This window comes from Kitasatospora sp. NPDC051702 (genome assembly GCF_040681575.1).
Taxonomy (GTDB): domain Bacteria; phylum Actinomycetota; class Actinomycetes; order Streptomycetales; family Streptomycetaceae; genus Kitasatospora.
Map to the genome: position 1 here is coordinate 56,336 of NZ_JBFAZB010000032.1, position 16,311 is coordinate 72,646.

A 16,311-nucleotide genomic window follows, 5' to 3' on the forward strand; every position below is an offset into this window, starting at 1 on the left:
GTGTGCGGTCCGGCCCGTCATCGGGCGGCCAGGCGTTCGGCGATGGCGCTCACGGTCCGGGCCCGGAACACCAGTTGCGGGGGGACGCGGGTGCCGGTCTCCCGGGACAGCCGCATCGCGACCCGGACGGCGGCCAGCGAGTTGCCGCCGATCCGGAAGAAGTTGTCCTCCCGGCCCACCTCGGCGAGGTCGAGCACCTCGCGCATCGCGTCGGCGACCAGCCGTTCGGCCCCGGTCAGCGGCTCGGTGGCGGCGGCCCGGCGCCCGGCGGGGGCGGGCAGCGACCGTCGGTCCACCTTCCCGTTGTGGTTGAGCGGCAGCGCGTCCAGGACGTCGAGGGTGGCGGGCACCATGTGCTCGGGCAGCAGACCGGCCAGGTGGTCGAGCAGGGCGTCCGGGCCGGGCGCGTCGGCGCCGACGGTGACGTAGGCGGCGAGGCGGCGGTCGCCCGGGGCGGGCTCGTGGACGGTGACGGCGGCCTCCCGGACGGCCGGGTGGCGGGTGAGCGCGTCCTCGATCTCGCCCGGCTCGACCCGGAAGCCGCGGATCTTGACCTGGTCGTCGATCCGGCCGGTGACCTCCAGCAGGCCGTCGGCGCCGACGTGGCCGAGGTCGCCGGTGCGGTAGAGGCGTTCGCCGGGGGCGCCGAACGGGGAGGCGACGAAGCGCTCCGCGGTCAGGCCGGGCCGGCCGAGGTAGCCGTACGCGAGTCCGCCGCCGGAGGCGTACAGTTCGCCGGTCACCCCGGGCTCGACCGGGCGCAGCAGTTCGTCCAGGACGAGGACGCCCTTGCCGTTCAGCGCTCTGCCGATCGGGACGGAGGCGCCGGTGACGTCCTCCGGGCCGACCTGGTGGCAGGTGGTCAGGCCGAGGCTCTCGACCGGGCCGTAGCCGTTGGCGACCGCCAGGCCCGGGTGGTTCTCCAGGGCCTTGGCCACGTGGGTGACGGAGGCCCGCTCACCGGCCGTGATGGCGAGCCCGAGGCCGTCGTAGGTCTCCGGGAACTCCTCCAGCAGGAAGTTGAACAGGCTCGCGGAGAGCTGGAGCTGGGTGACGCCGTGGCGGCGGGTCAGTTCGGCGATGGTCTGCGGCTCCGGCCGCTGCCCGGGCTGCAGGACGCAGACGGCGCCGAAGCAGAGCGCGCCGTAGAGCTCCAGCGCGAAGGCGTCCCAGGAGACCGGCGAGCACTGCAGCCAGACCTCGTCCGGCCCGAAGCGGGCGTAGTCCTGGCCGAGGTAGGTGGTGGTGAGGGCGCGGTGCGGGACGGCCGTCGCCTTGGGGCGTCCGGTGGAGCCGGAGGTGAACATCACGCAGGCGAGGTCGGCGCCGTCCACCGGCAGGCCGAGGTCGTGCGGGGCGTACCGGGCCAGTTCGGCGGCCGAGGCGTCCAGGTCGACCCGGTTCGGCACGGCGAACGGCACCGGTCCGTTCCGGTGGGTGATCACCGTGGCGGCGCTCGTGTCGGCGACCGCGCCGGCCAGCCGCTCGGCCGGGAAGTCCGGGTCGAGCAGGGTGTAGGCGGCGCCGGTCTTGAGCGCGGCGAGCAGCCCCGTGACGAGGTCCGGTCCGCGCTCGGCCAGCACCGCGACGGTGTCGCCGCGGCCGATGCCCCGGCCCGCCAGGTGACGGGCCAGCCGGTTCGCCGAGGCGTTCAACTCGCCGTAGGTGACTGTCCGTTCGCCGGAGACCAGGGCGGTGGCCCGGGGCGCGCGGGCGGCCTGCGCCTCGAACAGGGCGTGCACCGGCACCTCCACGGCGGCGGCCAGGGTGCCCAGCCACTCCTCGCACAGGCCGGCCATGGTGGCGGCGTCGAAGAGGTCGCTGTCGTACTCGAAGCGGCCGGTGAACCCGGTGCCGCGGTCGTCCACCGAGACCGACAGGTCGAAGCGGGAGACCGGGTTGGAGTGCAGGGCGCGGGTCACGGCGTGCCCGCCGACCGTGAACGGCCGGGAGTCCAGCGGGTGCAGCTCCAGCAGCACCTGGCAGAGCGGGTTGCGGTCCTCGGGGCGCTCGTCGAGCACCGCGTTGGCGATGTCGTCGAAGGGCACCTCCTGGTGGCGGTAGCCGCCGATCGACACCTCCCGCACGTGCCGGACCAGCTCACGGAAGGAGACGCCCTCCTCGACGGTCAGCCGCAGCGGCAGCAGGTTGACGAAGTAGCCGATCAGGCCGTCGAGTTCGGCCCGGCCGCGGACGTTCACCGGCGAGCCGAGCACCAGGTCGCGCTGCCCGGAGCGGCGTTGCAGGGTGAGGGCCAGCCCGGCGAGCAGCACCATGAACGGGGTGGCGTCCTCGCTCCGGGCGAGCGCCCGGACGGACTCGGCCACCGGGCCCGGCATGGTGAACCGGTGGAAGGCGCCGCGGAAGGCCTGTTCCTCGGGCCGGGGGTGGTCCGGCACCAGCGCCGGGGCGGTCGGCGCGTCGCGCAGGGTCTCCCGCCAGTAGTCGAGCTGGCGTTCCGCGATGTCGTCCCGGTACTGCCAGGCCGCGTAGTCGCCGTACTGGACGGCGAGGTCCGGGAGCTCGGCGGGCCGGTCCTCGGCCAGGGCGGCGTACAGCTCCTGGAGTTCGGCCTCCAGGACGGGCAGCGAGCCCTCGTCCCAGACGATGTGGTGGAGGAGCAGCAGCAGGGTCGTCGCGCCGTCCGCGCGGAAGACCCGGGCCCGCAGCAGCGGGCCCCGCGCGAGGTCGAAGGGTTCCAGGGCGGCCTCGGCGACCAGGTCGTCCACCCGGTCCGCGGTGGTCTCGGTGAGCGTGAACGGCAGCTCCACCGCCGGGTGGACGACCTGGCGCGGACCGTCCTCGGCGAGCTCGAAGGTCGTCCGCAGGCTCTCGTGCCGCGCCACCACCCCCTCCAGCGCCCGCCGCAGCAGCTCGGGATCGACCGGCCCCGAGAAGCGGAACACCCAGGGCACCACGTAGGTCGGGGCGTCCGGGTTCCACTGGTCGAGGAACCAGAGGCCGCGCTGGAACTTGGACAGCGGGGCCTCGGTGGCGCCCGAGCGCTCCAGCGCCGGGCGCTCGCCGCCGGCCGCGGAGCTCACCGCGGCGGCGAACTCGGCCAGCGTCGGCGCGTCGAAGATGGTGTACGGCGACACCATGCCGAAGACGTCGAAGACCCGGCCGACCACCCGCACGGCGGTCAGCGAATCGCCGCCCAGGTGGAAGAAGTTGTCGTCGGCGCCCACCTCGGGCACGCCGAGCACGTCCGCCCAGACCGCCGCGATCAGCTGCTCGGCGGGGGTGCGCGGCGGCCGGCCGACCGGCTTGCCCTCGGGCACGGCCTGCGGCTCCGGCAGCGCCCCGCGGTCGACCTTGCCACCGGCCGTCAGCGGGAACGCCTCCAGCGCGGTGACCGTCGCCGGGACCATGTGCTCGGGCAGCCGCTCGGCCAGCCAGGCGCGGAGCTCGGCGTACCCCGGCACCTCGCCGGTCGCGTAGGCGGCCAGCCGGCCCTCGTGCGCCACCACGACGCTGCCGGTGACACCGGGGTGCCCGGCCAGCACCTGCTCGATCTCACCGGGCTCGACCCGGAAGCCGCGGATCTTCACCTGGTGGTCGCTGCGCCCGAGGAACTCCAGCGGCCCGTCCTCGGCGGTGCGGCGCACCAGGTCCCCGGTGCGGTACATCCGGGCGCCGGCGCGGCCGGCGGCGGCGTCGGCGGGTGCTCCGGCGGGCGGCTCCACGGGCTCCTGCGCGACGGCCGCCGCGAACGGGTCGGCGACGAAGCGCTCGGCGGTGAGGCCGGGGCGCCCCAGGTAGCCGGAGGCCAGCAGCGGCCCGCCGACGTACAGTTCGCCGGCCGTGCCGGGCGGCACGGGCCGCAGCCGCTCGTCCAGGACGTACAGCCGGCGCGCGCCGACCGCGTCACCGATCGGGACCAGGGCCTGCGGCTCCTCTCCCGCCAGCCGGTGGGTGGTGGCGGTGACGACCGTCTCGGTCGGCCCGTACGCGTTCAGCAGCGGCACCCCCGTCGCATCCCACCAGGCGGCGGCGGTCGCGGGCTCCAGCTTGTCGCTGCCCGAGATCATCAGCCGCAGGGTGCGCGGCGCCCGGCCCCCGAGGGCCGCGACCACGTCGCCGAAGTAGCCGGCGGCCAGGTTGGCGACGGTGACGCCCTCGGAGTCCAGCAGGTCGGCCAGCGCGGCCGGGGCGAGCAGCCCGTCCTCCGGGAGGACCAGGCAGGCGCCGACGGACAGCGCGCCGAGCACCTGCTCCACGGCCACGTCCACGGTCGGGCGGGCGAACTGCAGGACGACGTCGCGCTCGGTGAGCCCGAAGGTGTCGACCACTGCCGCCAGGTGGCCGGTCAGCGCGGCGAGCGGCACGTGCACGCCCTTGGGGCGGCCGGTGGTGCCGGAGGTGTAGATGACGTAGCCGGCGCCGCCCGCCGCCGGGCGACCGGGCCCGGACGCCGCACCGGCCCCGGCGCGCCCGGTCGGCTCCTCGCCGTCGAGGACGAGCGAGGCGCCGGCGTCCTCGGCGATCCAGCGGTTGCGGTCCTCCGGGGCCTTCCGGTCCAGCGGCAGGTAGGTGCCGCCGGCCCGCAGGACCGCCAGCAGCCCGACCACGTGGTCCAGCCGGTCCCGGCCGGAGACGGCGACCGTCCGCCCGGGGGCGAGCCGGGCCGCGAGGGCGGCGATCAGGCCGTCCAGCTCCCGGTAGCTGATCGTCCGGCCGCCGGTCCGGACGGCCGGCCGCTCCGGGAAGCGTCGGACGGCGGCGGCGAAGGGCGCGAATCCGGCTTCCGCGAACCCGGTCTCCGTGAATCCGGTCTCCGTGAATCCGGCTTCCGCCGGTCCACCGTCCGCGAGTTCGTGTGCGGTGAATTCGGCAGGGAATCCGCGTGAGGACATCATCCACCCCAGATCGTGAGAATGTTCGGCGACGAGAACGACGATAGGGGGAATGTCGTGGCCCTATCGGCAGAATGAGCGGAGGGAAATCGGCAGTTTCCTGGTGCCGCCTCCCGAACAGGCAGGACGTACGGCAGGAACTACCGGCTCGGGGTTCCCGGGAAATCCGCGGGGGACCACACGTCATCCCGGTCCAGGTCCTCCGGGGCGTATTTCCCGAGCGCACTGATCAGCAGTCGGAGTTCCAGCGCCAGGCATTCCGCGAAACGGTGGAGCCCGGATTCCCGGTCCTCCGCGACGGCGATCAGCGCCGCACGTCCGAGGCCCACCGCGCGGGCCCCCAGCGCCAGGCTCTTGACCGCCCGGGCGCCCTCCCAGATCCGCCCGGAGACCAGCAGGGAGGGCGGCGGCGCGGGGGCCAGCCGGCGCAGGCACTCCGCGAGCGGCAGCCCGACGTGCGGCAGGAACACCCCGGGCGCCCAGCCCGTGCCGCCCTCCGCACCGTCCACCACGACGGCGTCCGCCCCGGCATCGTGCGCCACCCGGGCGGCCTCGGCCACGTCCCGGCCGGGGTAGAGCTTCACCCAGATCCGCACCCGGGGGTAGTTGTTGCGCATCAGTCGGATCTGCTGGCGCAGGATCTCCGCGGTGAAGGTGCCGGGGGTCGCCGAGCGCAGCACCCGGCCGTCGCCGAACAACGGGTCCAGCCCGAAGCGGTCGCCGAGCGCCGCGGCGGCCGCGGCGTCGAGCACGGTCATTCCGCCCAGGCCCGGCTTCGCGCCCTGGCCGACCTTCAGCTCGAAGGCCAGCCGGCCGGACTCCAGCAGCGGCAGCGCGGCCGGATCGCTGTGCACGAGGTTCCACACCTCGGCGTCGGCGTCCTCGGTGCTCTGCTGGACGGCCACGCCGCCGAGCCCGTCCGGGAGTTCCTCGGCGTAGGCGCGCAGCCGGCCGAGCAGCGTGCGGTCGGCCGCCTCGCCGAGCCGGCCGTAGCCGTTGACCGGCACCACGTTCTCGCCGATCACCATCGGGATCCCGAGCGCACCGGCCTGCCGGCTCAGCGCCAGCCCGACGTCGCCGCCGGCGGCCCGGGTGGAGCCCGTCGCGGAGACGTAGACCGGCAGGGAGGAGGCGAACCCGCCGATGGGGGTGGCGAGTTCGACGTCCCGGTAGTCCGGCTCCCGGCCGAGGTCGATCAGCTTGGCGAGCCGCTTCGGCAGGAACAGCGGCGGGACGATCCGCAGCGCGTCCAGTGCGTCGGGCTCCGCCGCCGCCCCGTCCGCCGGCCCGGGCCGGCCGGCGCCGAACAGCACCCGGCCGTAGTCCTCGGCGGGCGGGAAGGCGGCGGCCGCCCCGGCCCGGGCCCGGCGCCGGACCTCCTGCTCCGGGAACCCCGGTGCGCTGAGGTCCCGCTCGGTGTCCACGCCGCCCGGACCGGCGGGGGTGGGCTGCCCGGCAGGGGCGGGCGTTCGCCCGCCCGGCTCGGCGAGGGCCTCGCTCGGCGCGGTCACGGCGACACCACCCCGGCGACCTTGGGGAAGGCGCTGGCCTGCCAGACGGCGTCCAGCCCGGCGACGTAGCGGGTGAACCGCTCGACGCCGATGCCGAAGCCGGCGCTGGCCGGCACGCCCTCGCGCACCAGGTCCAGGTACCAGCGGTACTTCTGCGGGTTCTCACCGGTCTCCCGCATCCGGGTGATGATCTCCGCGTAGTCGTTGGTGCGCTGGCTGCCGCTGCACAGCTCGCCGTAGCCCTCCGGCGCGAGCAGGTCGAAGTTGCGCAGCAGGCCCGGGTCGTCCGGGTGCTCCCGGTCGTAGAAGCCCCGTGAGCCCTTCGGGTAGTCGGTGACGAAGAACGGCCGGTCCCGCCGGGCCGACAGCAGGGCCTCGCCCTCCCAGTCGAGTTCGGCCTCGGCGCTCTGCGGGTGCCCGATCCCGCGCAGTTCCTCGACGGCCTCCGCGTGCCGGAGCCGGCCGAAGGAGCCCTGCAGGAGCTCGGCGAACGCCTGCGGGTCGCGGCCGAGTTCGGCGAACTCCTTGGGCAGCTCGCGCACCGCGCCGTCCACCATGTGCACCACCAGCTCCTCGGCCAGCTGGACGACCTCGTCCCGGCTCGCGCCGGCGACCTCCACGTCGAGCTGGTGGAACTCGGCCAGGTGCCGGTTCGTCCCGGCGGTCTCCAGCGGTTCCAGCCGGACGTTCGGGGCGATGCAGAAGATCTTGTCGAAGGCGAGCAGCGAGGCCTGCTTGTACAGGATCGCGCTGGTCATCAGCTTGTAGCGGTGGCCGTAGAAGTCGATGTCCACCTGCTTGGAGCCGCGCGCACCGGGGTCGGTGACCGGGCCGATGATCGGCGGCAGCAGCTCGGTGAAACCGCGGCCGCGCAGGAACTCGCGGGCGGAGGACAGCAGTTGCTGCTGGACGCGGAGCGCGCTCCGGGTGGTCGGCGCGGTCAGGTGCCGGCCCGGGTCGGTCGGGGGCAGGGGCGTGGCGTCGGGCATGGTCGGGGTCCTCTTCTCGCGGGGGGTCGGTGGGCGTGCGGGTGCTGGGTGATGGGAGGCCCGGCGCGCCCGGGGAGGGGCGGGGGCCGTGGAAGGGCGCGAGCCGTGGTCGGGCCGTGGTGAGCGGTGGACGGGGGGTGCGCCGCCGGTCGGCTCAGCGCGCGGCCGGAACGCTGCGGGCGGCGGCCGGCTCGGAGGCGTCCCCGGCCCGGCCGTCGTAGCTCCGCTGGACGTGGGAGAGCGCGGTCAGCAGTCCGGCCGAGCCGAGGATCGGCGGGCGGCCGCCCTCGACGAGCCCGGCGATCGGCATCGAGCCGACGGCGGACCAGTACAACCGCCCGTCCGGGCCCAGCGAGCTGCGCGCCCGCCCGGCGTTGTCGGGGTGCAGGCAGTAGGGCACGTCCAGGTAGCCGGCGGCGAACGCCCGGACCAGGGCCCGCCCGAGGTCGGCGTCGAGGTCGAGCACCGCGCCGATCAGCGCCCTGGCCTCGGCCTCGATGCCGGTGCCCGGCAGCGCGGCGGGCCGCGGGCGGTCGCGCTCGGCGGCGGCCGCCGCCGCGGCCGTCTCCAGCGCCCGGACGTTCTCGGCGACGGTCGGGATGCGGTGTGCCTCCGCCGTGGTCTTGACGATCAGTCTGGCGGCGCCGCCGCGCACGGCGAGCCGCGCCGCGTCCTCCAGCAGCAGCCGCGCGCCGCCGGGCGAGCGCGGGTAGACGCCCATGTAGGCGTAGACCACGAGGTGCCGGTCGACGTCCGGGAGCAGCTCGCCCGAGATCCGGCCGAGGGCGGCCAGCGCCTCCTCGTCCTGGCGCGCGTCGGCCTGCTGGGCGTAGCTGAGCGAGATGCTGCGCAGGCCGTGCTGGCGGAAGAACAGTGCCTCCAGCACGCTGATGGCGATCAGCAGGGAGGGCGGGCAGAGCTGGCCCATCATGCAGCCGCCGAAGGTCTCCAGGTGCGGATCCGCACCGAACTCCCGCACCGAGGCCAGGAGTTCGCAGCTGCGCTGCCAGTTGGACACGGCCTTGTGGAGCGGGGTCCGGCCGTACGGCAGGCAGTAGGAGACGGGCCCGCCCTCGGTGGCGTCCAGGCCGACGGCCAGCAGCGCCTCGACGATCCGCTCCGGCGCGGCCGAGCCGTGCCGCACCTGCACCGGGAAGCCCGCGTCCGCCACCCCGTGCAGCACCGCCCGGGTGACCTCGACCGGATGGGTGGCGATCGGGTAGCCGTTGAGGCCCGCCCCGGCCGCCAGGGCGCGCCGCGCCGCGTCGAGGTCGCCGGTGCGGGTGTAGCTGTCCAGGGTGATGGTGCCGACGGTGACGGCGGCCGCCCCCCGGGTGGCGAGCAGGCCCTCCCGCATCCGGGACGCCTCCGCCATCCCCATCCGGGGCTGGACGACCAGGGCGCCGGCCTCCGCGGCCTGCGCCACGAACCCTCCGAAGCTCGTCACAGCAGGACCCGGGAGCGCAGCCCGCCGACGAACTCGCGGAACCCGGCCACCGAGCCGCCCTCCTCGAAGACCGCGTCGAATCCGGCCTCCAGCAGGGTCCGTTCGCGGTCGGGGTCGTCGGCTCCGGCGATGCCGAGCTTGCCGCCGATGACGGTCGGGGTGGTCCGCAGCTCCGGGCAGGCCCGCAGGGCCGGGATCACCCTGAGGCCCTCCTGGTGGCCGTGGCCGTTGACGCTGCTGATGACGATCAGGTCCGGTTCGATCCGGCGGCACTCGGCGAGCAGCAGCCCGTCCGGGACGCAGGCGCCCAGGTTCGTCACCCGGTGGCCCAGTTCCTCCAGCAGCAACTGCAGGAAGACCAGGTTCCAGGTGTGCGAGTCCGAGGCCATCGTCGTCACGACGACGTCCAGCCCGGTCTGTTCGGCATTTCCGTGCTCCACAACTCAGCCCTCATCGGTAGAGATCGTCGATGGCGTGCCGCCGACGCCCCGGCCGGCGGTCCGGGAACTCCGGCGCGTGTTCCGCGGCGGCCCCGGCCCCGGGGAGAACGTTAGGAACGATCGGGCCCGGCAAGCGGCAGGTCGGGCGGCAGGTCAGGCGGCAAGAAGCGGCAGAACCGGCGCCGGCGGAAGCGCCGCCGGCACGGCCGGCCGGCCCCGGGCGGGCAGGCGGGCGCGGCCGGTGGGCACGGTCGGCCGTTCGGCCTGCCGCCGGTCAGACCGCGGCGGCCAGCAGCGGGAGCTCCCCGGACGGTGCGAGCCGGAATCCCGGTTCCTCCCGGACGAGGCGCCGGCACAGGTTGAGCACCGTGAAGCGCACGCCGTCGCGGGCGGGCACGCTGCGGATCAGGCCGCGCGAGAGCAGTTCGTGCACCGTCTCCAGGCAGGTCTGCAGCGACCAGCCGCTGCGGACCACCGCGTCCTCCCCCGACCAGTCCCCCGGCTCGTCCACCAGCACCTCCAGCAGGTCGCGCTGGCGGTCGGTCAGCCGCCGGATCGCCGGTTCCACCTCGTCCCGCACGTCACCGCGCGCCCCGAACACCACCGGCGGGGCCGCCAGCGTGAACGGGACGGCCGTCAACCGGGCCACCAGCTGGGACGTGGACTGCACCAGCGCCCACCCGGCCGCGCGCTCCAGCGCACCCGGCAGGCCGTCCAGGTGGCGGCAGAGTTCCGCGACGGCGGGCGCCTCGGAGGGCTCCAGGGTGTAGCCGGGCCGCAGCCTGCTCAGGTGCGAGAGCAGCAGCCGGACGGCGCCGACCTGCGCCAGCGCCTCCGGATCGGCGTCCAGCTCCGGCTCCGGGACGGGCAGCGGCGCGAGCGGGATGACCTGACCGCCGGGGAGCGGGCGGGCCTCCCGGGCGGTGATCAGCACCCGCAGCCCCGGGCAGTGGTGGAACAGCTCGTCCAGCCGGCCGGCGTCCACCCCGCCGTCGGCGCCGTCCAGCACCAGCAGGGCGGGCTGGTTGCCGAGGTTCCGGATGATGTCGTCCAGCAGCCCGCGCCAGGGGTGCGGGCCCCCGCCGCAGTCCACCCACCGCACCGACCAGCGGGCGGCCAGGTGGAGCCGGCCGGCCACCTCCAGGGCGAGCCGGGTCTTGCCGACGCCGCCGAGCCCGACCAGGGAGACCAGCCGGTCGCCGTGCACCGCGAAGGCGTCGGCCAAAACCTGGGCCTCCATCTCCCGCCCGACGATCGCCCCGCGCGCCACCGGCGGCGCGGCCGGTGCGGCCGGCGCGTCGTCGGCGAGCGGGTGCCGGCGGGCGGCCTCCTCGAAGTCCGTGCGGCTGCGGCCCTCCAGCCGCAGCGCGTCCGCCAGCAGCCGGACCGTCTCGTTGCGGGGCCTGCGCACCCGGCCGCTCTCCATGTCCCGGATGGCCCGCACGCTCAGGGTCGCGTGATCGGCCAGGCACTGCTGGGTCAGCCCGACCCGCTCGCGCCGTAGCCGCAGCAGCTCGCCGAAGCCCGCCGCCGTTCTCACCGCTTGCACCGACTGCCCGCCGTCCATGCCTCGTCTGCCCTTCGTGGTCCGGACTCCTACTGGGGTCGGGTCCGGTGACGGCATCAGCCCCGGGTACCCGCGCGGCCCGTGGTCCGGCCGCACGGGCACCGGTGGTCAGGCTGTGGCCTCCGAACCGGTTCCCTCTGGTCCCCGATGCTCCAGGCTTGCCGTCTACGCACGATCAACGGCCGATCACCGGCCCCACCCACGACCTTCACGGCTGCCTCACAGCCCTCCCGGAACCCCTGCTCACGGCCCCGCCCGGAGCACCGCGCGGCCCCGCCCGGCCCGCCCCCGGCCCCATGACGAGCGCCGCCCGCTCCGCCGTCGGAGTGACGGCGGAGCGGGCGGCGCTCGTGTCCTGCGGTGAGCCTGTCGGGTCAGTACCGCTGGGCCTGGGTGACCTTGGCGACCAGTGCCTTGTCCCGGTCGATCGGGCTGAAGGCCGTCCGGGTGGCCTTGGCCCCCGCGGCGACGTCCGGGATGCCGAGGTAGGAGGTGTCCACGACCTTGCCGGTCTCGTCGAGGAACTCGACCTTGACCGCGTACGACGTCGTCGAGCCGGTGCTGTTGACCACCGTCACCAGGGCGGCGTTGAATCCCGCGGCCTGGGCCTTCGGCAGGCCGGTGAGCGTGACGTCCGAGACGGCGTTGCCTGCACCCCCGGTCTTCGACAGGACGTCCTGCGCCTTGGCCCGGTCCGCGGCCACCTGGGCCGAGACGGACGACTCGAACGCGGACGCCGCCGCCGACAGCGACTCCATCGCCTTGGAGGCGGCGGCCGAGGCCGCGGACGCGGCCGCCGAGGCCGACTCCAGCAACGAGGACTTGGCCGAGGCCACGGAGGAGGGCAGCTGGCCGGAGAAGGAGTTCACGTCCGGGGAGAAGGAGCGCGACGGCGTGGGCGAGGAGGAGCCCGAGGAGCCGCAGCCGGCGGCGACCAGCACCGTGCAGCCCAGCGCCACCGCGGCGAGTCCGGCCCTGCGGCCCGTCCGACCCGACGCCCGTCCCGGCCTGTCGTTGAAACGCGGCATGCCCCTGTCCCTGCCTCACGGCCGAACCCTCAGCGGCCCGATCCTGCTCGGCACCAGCCTCCGCCGCTCCCCGCCGTTCCCGCCACCGGGCCTGCTGCGAACAGGTCACCGCGGGCCGGCGGCCGGAGTCCCGGCCCGGGTACGCGGCAGGGCCCGTACGGTGCGACCGGTCGTACCGTACGGGCCCGGTTCCGGGGGGCTCGGCCGGGAGAACCCGCGGGTTCTCAGTTGGCGGCGAGCTGGGCCGCGAAGATCGCGTGGTTGAAGTAGGCCTTGGCCTCCTGGATCAGGCCCTCGCCGTTCAGCTGGTAGACGTTGATGCCCGACCAGTTGACCGGCTTGCCGTCCTTCGCGACGGCCGCGCCGTGCCAGGAGACGGCGGTGAACTCGCCGACGTTGTGGGCCTCCAGCGGGGTCAGGCCGAGGAAGGGGTCGAAGTTGGGGATGACGGACTTGATGAAGGTCCGGATCGCCTCGCGACCCTTGATCGGCTCGGTGCCCACCGGGTCGTGGAAGAGCGCGTCCTCGGCGAAGGCGTCGGCCCAGCGGTCGGCGTCGGCCGACTGGGAGGCCTCGAAGAACTGCAGGACGGCCTTGGGCATGGCGGGGAGAGTCATCGACTCGCCTTTCTGTCGGGGTGTTCGGGATATCTCGTGATGGCTGCCGAACGGGCTCCGGGCCCGTCGGGCAGGTCTGGGGGGTGAGGGCGGCCGCCGCGGTCCGGCGGCCGGCTCAGGGGGGCGGGCGGCCCGGTCAGGCCGGGCCGGCGTCCACGGTGCGGCGCTGCCGCAGCAGGTCGACCCGGCACAACTCGTCGGCCTGGAGGCGGTAGTAGAGCCGGGTGCCCTCGCGCCGCCGGGTCAGCAGGCCCGCGTAGAGGAGCATCTTCAGGTGGTGGCTGATCGTCGGTCCGGACTGCTCGAAGGAGTCCAGGAGTTCGCCGACGAAGGCCTCGTTGGCCTCCCGGCCGAGCAGGATGGAGACGATGCGCAGCCGGATCGGGTCACCGAGCGCCTTGAACAGACCGGCCAGTTCGTCGTGCGGGAGCGTCTCGGTCGCGGCTGCCGCCCGGGTGCCGGCGGCGGTGCCGGCGGCGGCGCCCGTGGCGCTCGGGAGGGGACGGACGGAGTGGGGAATCATTGCTCTCCTCACGGGCGAGTGGGCGGGAACCGGCTCAGCCGGCCACCGGGTGGCGGCGGTCGTGGCGGCGCATCAGCGGGACGGTCAGCAGACCGACCGCCGCGAGCACGGCCTGGACCGCGCAGACCCCGCCCCACCCGTAGGAGCCGAAGCAGGCGCTGGCGACCGCCGCGGAGACCGCCCCGCTGAGGAAGACCGCGACCATGTAGACGGTGTTGGCCCGGCTGCGGGCGTTGGGGACGTAGGCGAAGATCCGGGCCTGGTTGGCGATCTGGCTCCACTGCACCCCGACGTTGGCCAGGACGATGGCCACCACGAGGGCGACGAGCAGCGAGCCGCCGAGGGCGTAGGCGCCGGCCGAGACCAGGGTGAGCACCAGCGAGGCGATGATGATCGGCTGCGCGCCCTTGCGGTCGATGTAGCGCCCGGCCCACGGGGCGGACACCGCACCGGCCAGGCCCAGCACGCCGAACAGGCCCGCCACCGCACTGCTGTAACCGTAGTGACTGTTCGTCAGGACGAGCACGAGGGTGGTCCAGGTGGCGCTGTAGGCGCCGAACAGCGCGCCGTGCAGCACGCAGGCGTGCCGTACGGCCGGCTCGTCGCGCACCAGCCGGGGCAGCGAGGCGAGCAGGCTGCCGTAGCTCATGGCCGGGCGGGCGCCCTCCTTGGGCAGCAGCGAGACGGTGAGGGCACCGGTGGCCGCGGTCAGGACGGCGGCCAGCAGGTAGACGGCCCGCCAGCCGGCCAGTTGCCCGACCGCGCCACCGATCACCCGGGAGCCCACGATGCCGGTCATCAGGCCGATCTGGACGTTGGCCACCACGGCGGCGCGCTTCTCCGGCGGTGCGAGTTCGGAGGCGAGCGGCACCAGGACCTGCGGGATCACGGTGGCGGCGCCGATCGCCGCGGTGGCGGCGGCCAGCACCCCGAGGCCGGGGGCGGCCGCGGCCACCAGCAGCACGGCGGTGGTGACGCCCAGCATGGTGGCGAGCAGCGGCCTGCGCCGCCGGACGTCGCCCATCGGGACCAGGAAGAGGATGCCTGCCGCGTAGCCGAACTGGGCGCAGGTGACCACGATGCCGGCGGAGGAGTGGGAGATCCCCAGGCTGTCGCTGAACAGTTTCAGCAGCGGCTGGGCCAGGTAGACGTTGGCGACGGTGGCTCCGCTGCACACCGCCATCACCAGGAACAGCATGGGGCGGACGGTGGTGGGGCCGGGAGGGTCGGCCACGGCACGGGGGAGAACCGGAGTGTCTGTCATGACAGATCCTTGGTCACGCGGATGGGGTGAGCGGGCTGGTGCGCTGATCGCGCCGGGGAAGGACGGATCCCCGGGCACGGCGAGGGTGTTGAACCGGCCGTGTGGCACCGGCGGAGGAGGCAGCCGGTCGGTCGGCGGCGTCACGACGAGTTCTACACCAACCAGATGGTTTATTCAATCGGTTGGTCGGGCTTGACCCGGCCGACTAAACTAACCAGTCACTTGTTTACCCCTCCCCCCGTCCGCGAGACCCGAGGATGCCTGGCCGATGACCTCACGCTCCGAGCAAACCCGGAACCGGATCTACCAAGCCGCGCTCGACGAGTTCGCGCGCTACGGCGTCGCCGGCGCGCGCGTGGACCGGATCGCTCGGGAGGCCCAGGCCAACAAGCAGGCGATCTACCTCTACTTCGGCGACAAGGAGACGCTCTTCGCCACCGTGCTCAAGCGGTCGCTGGGCGAGCTGGCGGCCGCCGTGCCGCCGCCCACCGCCGACGGCGAGGTGGACGTCACCGACTACCTCGACCGCCTCTTCACGTACCACCAGAACCACCCCGAGGTGACCCGCCTGCTGCTCTGGGAGGCGCTGGAGTTCACCGACCAGACCGTCCCGGACGAGGAGTCCCGCCGGGCGCACTACCAGCAGAAGGCCGCCGACCTGAACAGCGTGCGGTCCGCCGAGTCCGAGCAGATCAGCGCGATCGACGCGCCGACGCTCCTGCTGATCTTCACCGGGCTGGTGGGCTGGCCGATGGCCGTCCCGCAGGTCAGGCGCATGATCGTCGGCGACGACGAGGGCGCCCTGGAGCGGGTGAAGGCCTCCGTCATCGCCGCGGCCGTGGCCATCGCCGGCCAGAAGTGACCCGGCCCGCCCGGGGGTGCCGCACGCACCCCCGGGCGGCCTGACCGGGCGGCCCGACCGGCTCCGCACCCGGCCGGCGGACCGGCACCGGACGCCCTCCCGGCCCGCTCCGCACCCGGCCGGCGCCGGTACTTCCACCTTCATCGAAAAGCTTGTCCGGGCGCGGGGCCCGCCCTAGGTTGGGGGCTCAGCCACGGCTCACGCGTTCCCCGCGGGCCGGAGGCCCCCGAGCCGCTCCCCGGCAGTCCGCGGGTCGAGCCCCCGCCTGCCCGGATACCCCTGCGAGGTGCCCCGGCCTCGATCCCGGCGGCGCGCGACCGACCCGGCCGGGGAGCGGCGTCCCCGTGGTTCGGGGCCCACCGACCGAGAGGCGGCCGCGGGCCCACCGACCGAGAGACAGGTGAGTACCCCATGAGTACGGCAGAGCAGGCCCTGGTCGGCCGTCGCACGGCCCTCGGCTTCGGCGCGCTGCTGGGCGCCGGCGCGCTGACGGGCGGCCTGGCCGCCCCGGCCTCCGCGGCGCCCGCCCGCGACGAGGCGGCCCCCGACGCGAAGCACTACCAACCGCCGCACGGCTACGCCGGGTTCCCCGCGATGCCGGCCTCGGTGCTGCAGTTCTTCGCCGCCTCGCAGCGCGCCGACGCCCGCGCCTGGGCGGACGCCTTCGCCGAGGGCGCGGTCTTCCACGACCCGGTCGGCCGGCCCCCGATCACCGGCCGCGCGGCCATCCGGGCCCGGATCGCCTCGGTCCTGCCGAACTTCCGCCCCTTCCTGGGCATCACCCCGCTGGAGGCGCACGCCACCGCCGACTTCGTCGCCGTCACCTGGCGGGGTGCGGCGGTCACGCTGTCCAACCGGCCCGTCAACTGGTCCGGGATCAACGTCTTCCAGCTGGATTCCGCCGGTCTGATCAAGGAGTGCAGGGCCTACTTCGAGTACGCCGTCTTCCAGGCCCAGCTCGACCCGAAATAGACAACCACCTTCGACAAATCCACCACCGGATCCGCGACGGAGCTCCCGCGGACCGCACGCCGCCCCGCCCGGGCCGGCACCGCGGTCCGCGGGAGCTCTTTTGCTTCCGCCGTGTTTCGGGCCGCCATTCCGGTACCCGGAAGGTAGGTCGCCGGTAGGGCGAAAGAACGTTCGACTGTTTCGATGGGAACTGTCCTCGAGGGGCCCGTGCGGGTCTCCGACGGTGGGTCATCAC

12 protein-coding genes are annotated in these 16,311 nt (G+C 74.7%); 2 read left to right on the forward strand and 10 right to left on the reverse strand.

The features are described from left to right. Window positions 1-17: 17 nt before the first annotated feature. From AB0N04_RS24820 to AB0N04_RS24865, 10 genes are all read right to left on the reverse strand, one after another. Window positions 18-4,859 carry an amino acid adenylation domain-containing protein gene (locus AB0N04_RS24820; RefSeq protein WP_360211043.1) on the reverse strand — a complete coding sequence of 1,614 codons (4,842 nt, stop codon included), beginning with the start codon at window positions 4,857-4,859 and terminating at the stop codon, window positions 18-20. A gap of 137 nt (window positions 4,860-4,996) precedes the next feature. Then, the gene (locus tag AB0N04_RS24825; protein ID WP_360211123.1) at window positions 4,997-6,280 is read right to left on the reverse strand and encodes a glutamate synthase-related protein; all 1,284 of its coding nucleotides are present in this window, start codon (window positions 6,278-6,280) and stop codon (window positions 4,997-4,999) included. 83 nt (window positions 6,281-6,363) lie between these two features. Further along, window positions 6,364-7,356, reverse strand: a complete 993-nt coding sequence (locus AB0N04_RS24830; RefSeq protein WP_360211045.1) for an asparagine synthetase A — start codon at window positions 7,354-7,356, stop codon at window positions 6,364-6,366. Window positions 7,357-7,510: 154 nt separating this feature from the next. Then, window positions 7,511-8,803: a methylaspartate mutase gene (locus AB0N04_RS24835; protein WP_360211047.1), complete on the reverse strand. Its 1,293-nt coding sequence runs from the start codon at window positions 8,801-8,803 to the stop codon at window positions 7,511-7,513. Then, window positions 8,800-9,243, reverse strand: coding sequence for a cobalamin-dependent protein (locus AB0N04_RS24840; protein WP_360211049.1), 444 nt, complete (start codon window positions 9,241-9,243; stop codon window positions 8,800-8,802). The genes AB0N04_RS24835 and AB0N04_RS24840 overlap by 4 nt, the downstream gene beginning before the upstream one ends. A gap of 274 nt (window positions 9,244-9,517) precedes the next feature. Beyond that, entirely contained in the window at window positions 9,518-10,783 is a 1,266-nt protein-coding gene (locus AB0N04_RS24845) for a helix-turn-helix domain-containing protein (RefSeq protein WP_360211051.1), read from the reverse strand. 401 nt (window positions 10,784-11,184) lie between these two features. Beyond that, window positions 11,185-11,838, reverse strand: a complete 654-nt coding sequence (locus AB0N04_RS24850; protein ID WP_360211053.1) for a hypothetical protein — start codon at window positions 11,836-11,838, stop codon at window positions 11,185-11,187. Window positions 11,839-12,062: 224 nt separating this feature from the next. Further along, a complete protein-coding gene (locus AB0N04_RS24855) occupies window positions 12,063-12,455 on the reverse strand; it encodes a nuclear transport factor 2 family protein (RefSeq protein ID WP_360211055.1) in 393 nt (130 codons plus the stop codon). A gap of 136 nt (window positions 12,456-12,591) precedes the next feature. Further along, entirely contained in the window at window positions 12,592-12,978 is a 387-nt protein-coding gene (locus AB0N04_RS24860) for a metalloregulator ArsR/SmtB family transcription factor (RefSeq protein WP_360211057.1), read from the reverse strand. A 34-nt stretch (window positions 12,979-13,012) separates the two neighbouring features. Further along, window positions 13,013-14,242 (reverse strand): MFS transporter, encoded by a 1,230-nt coding sequence (locus tag AB0N04_RS24865; RefSeq protein WP_360211059.1) that lies wholly within the window; start codon window positions 14,240-14,242, stop codon window positions 13,013-13,015. Between the two features lie 268 nt (window positions 14,243-14,510). On the opposite strand from AB0N04_RS24865, the gene AB0N04_RS24870 reads away from it, so the two are divergent. Continuing rightward, window positions 14,511-15,104, forward strand: coding sequence for a TetR family transcriptional regulator (locus tag AB0N04_RS24870; protein ID WP_360211061.1), 594 nt, complete (start codon window positions 14,511-14,513; stop codon window positions 15,102-15,104). 411 nt (window positions 15,105-15,515) lie between these two features. Next, window positions 15,516-16,076, forward strand: coding sequence for a nuclear transport factor 2 family protein (locus AB0N04_RS24875; protein WP_360211063.1), 561 nt, complete (start codon window positions 15,516-15,518; stop codon window positions 16,074-16,076). The last annotated feature ends 235 nt before the right edge of the window (window positions 16,077-16,311 follow it).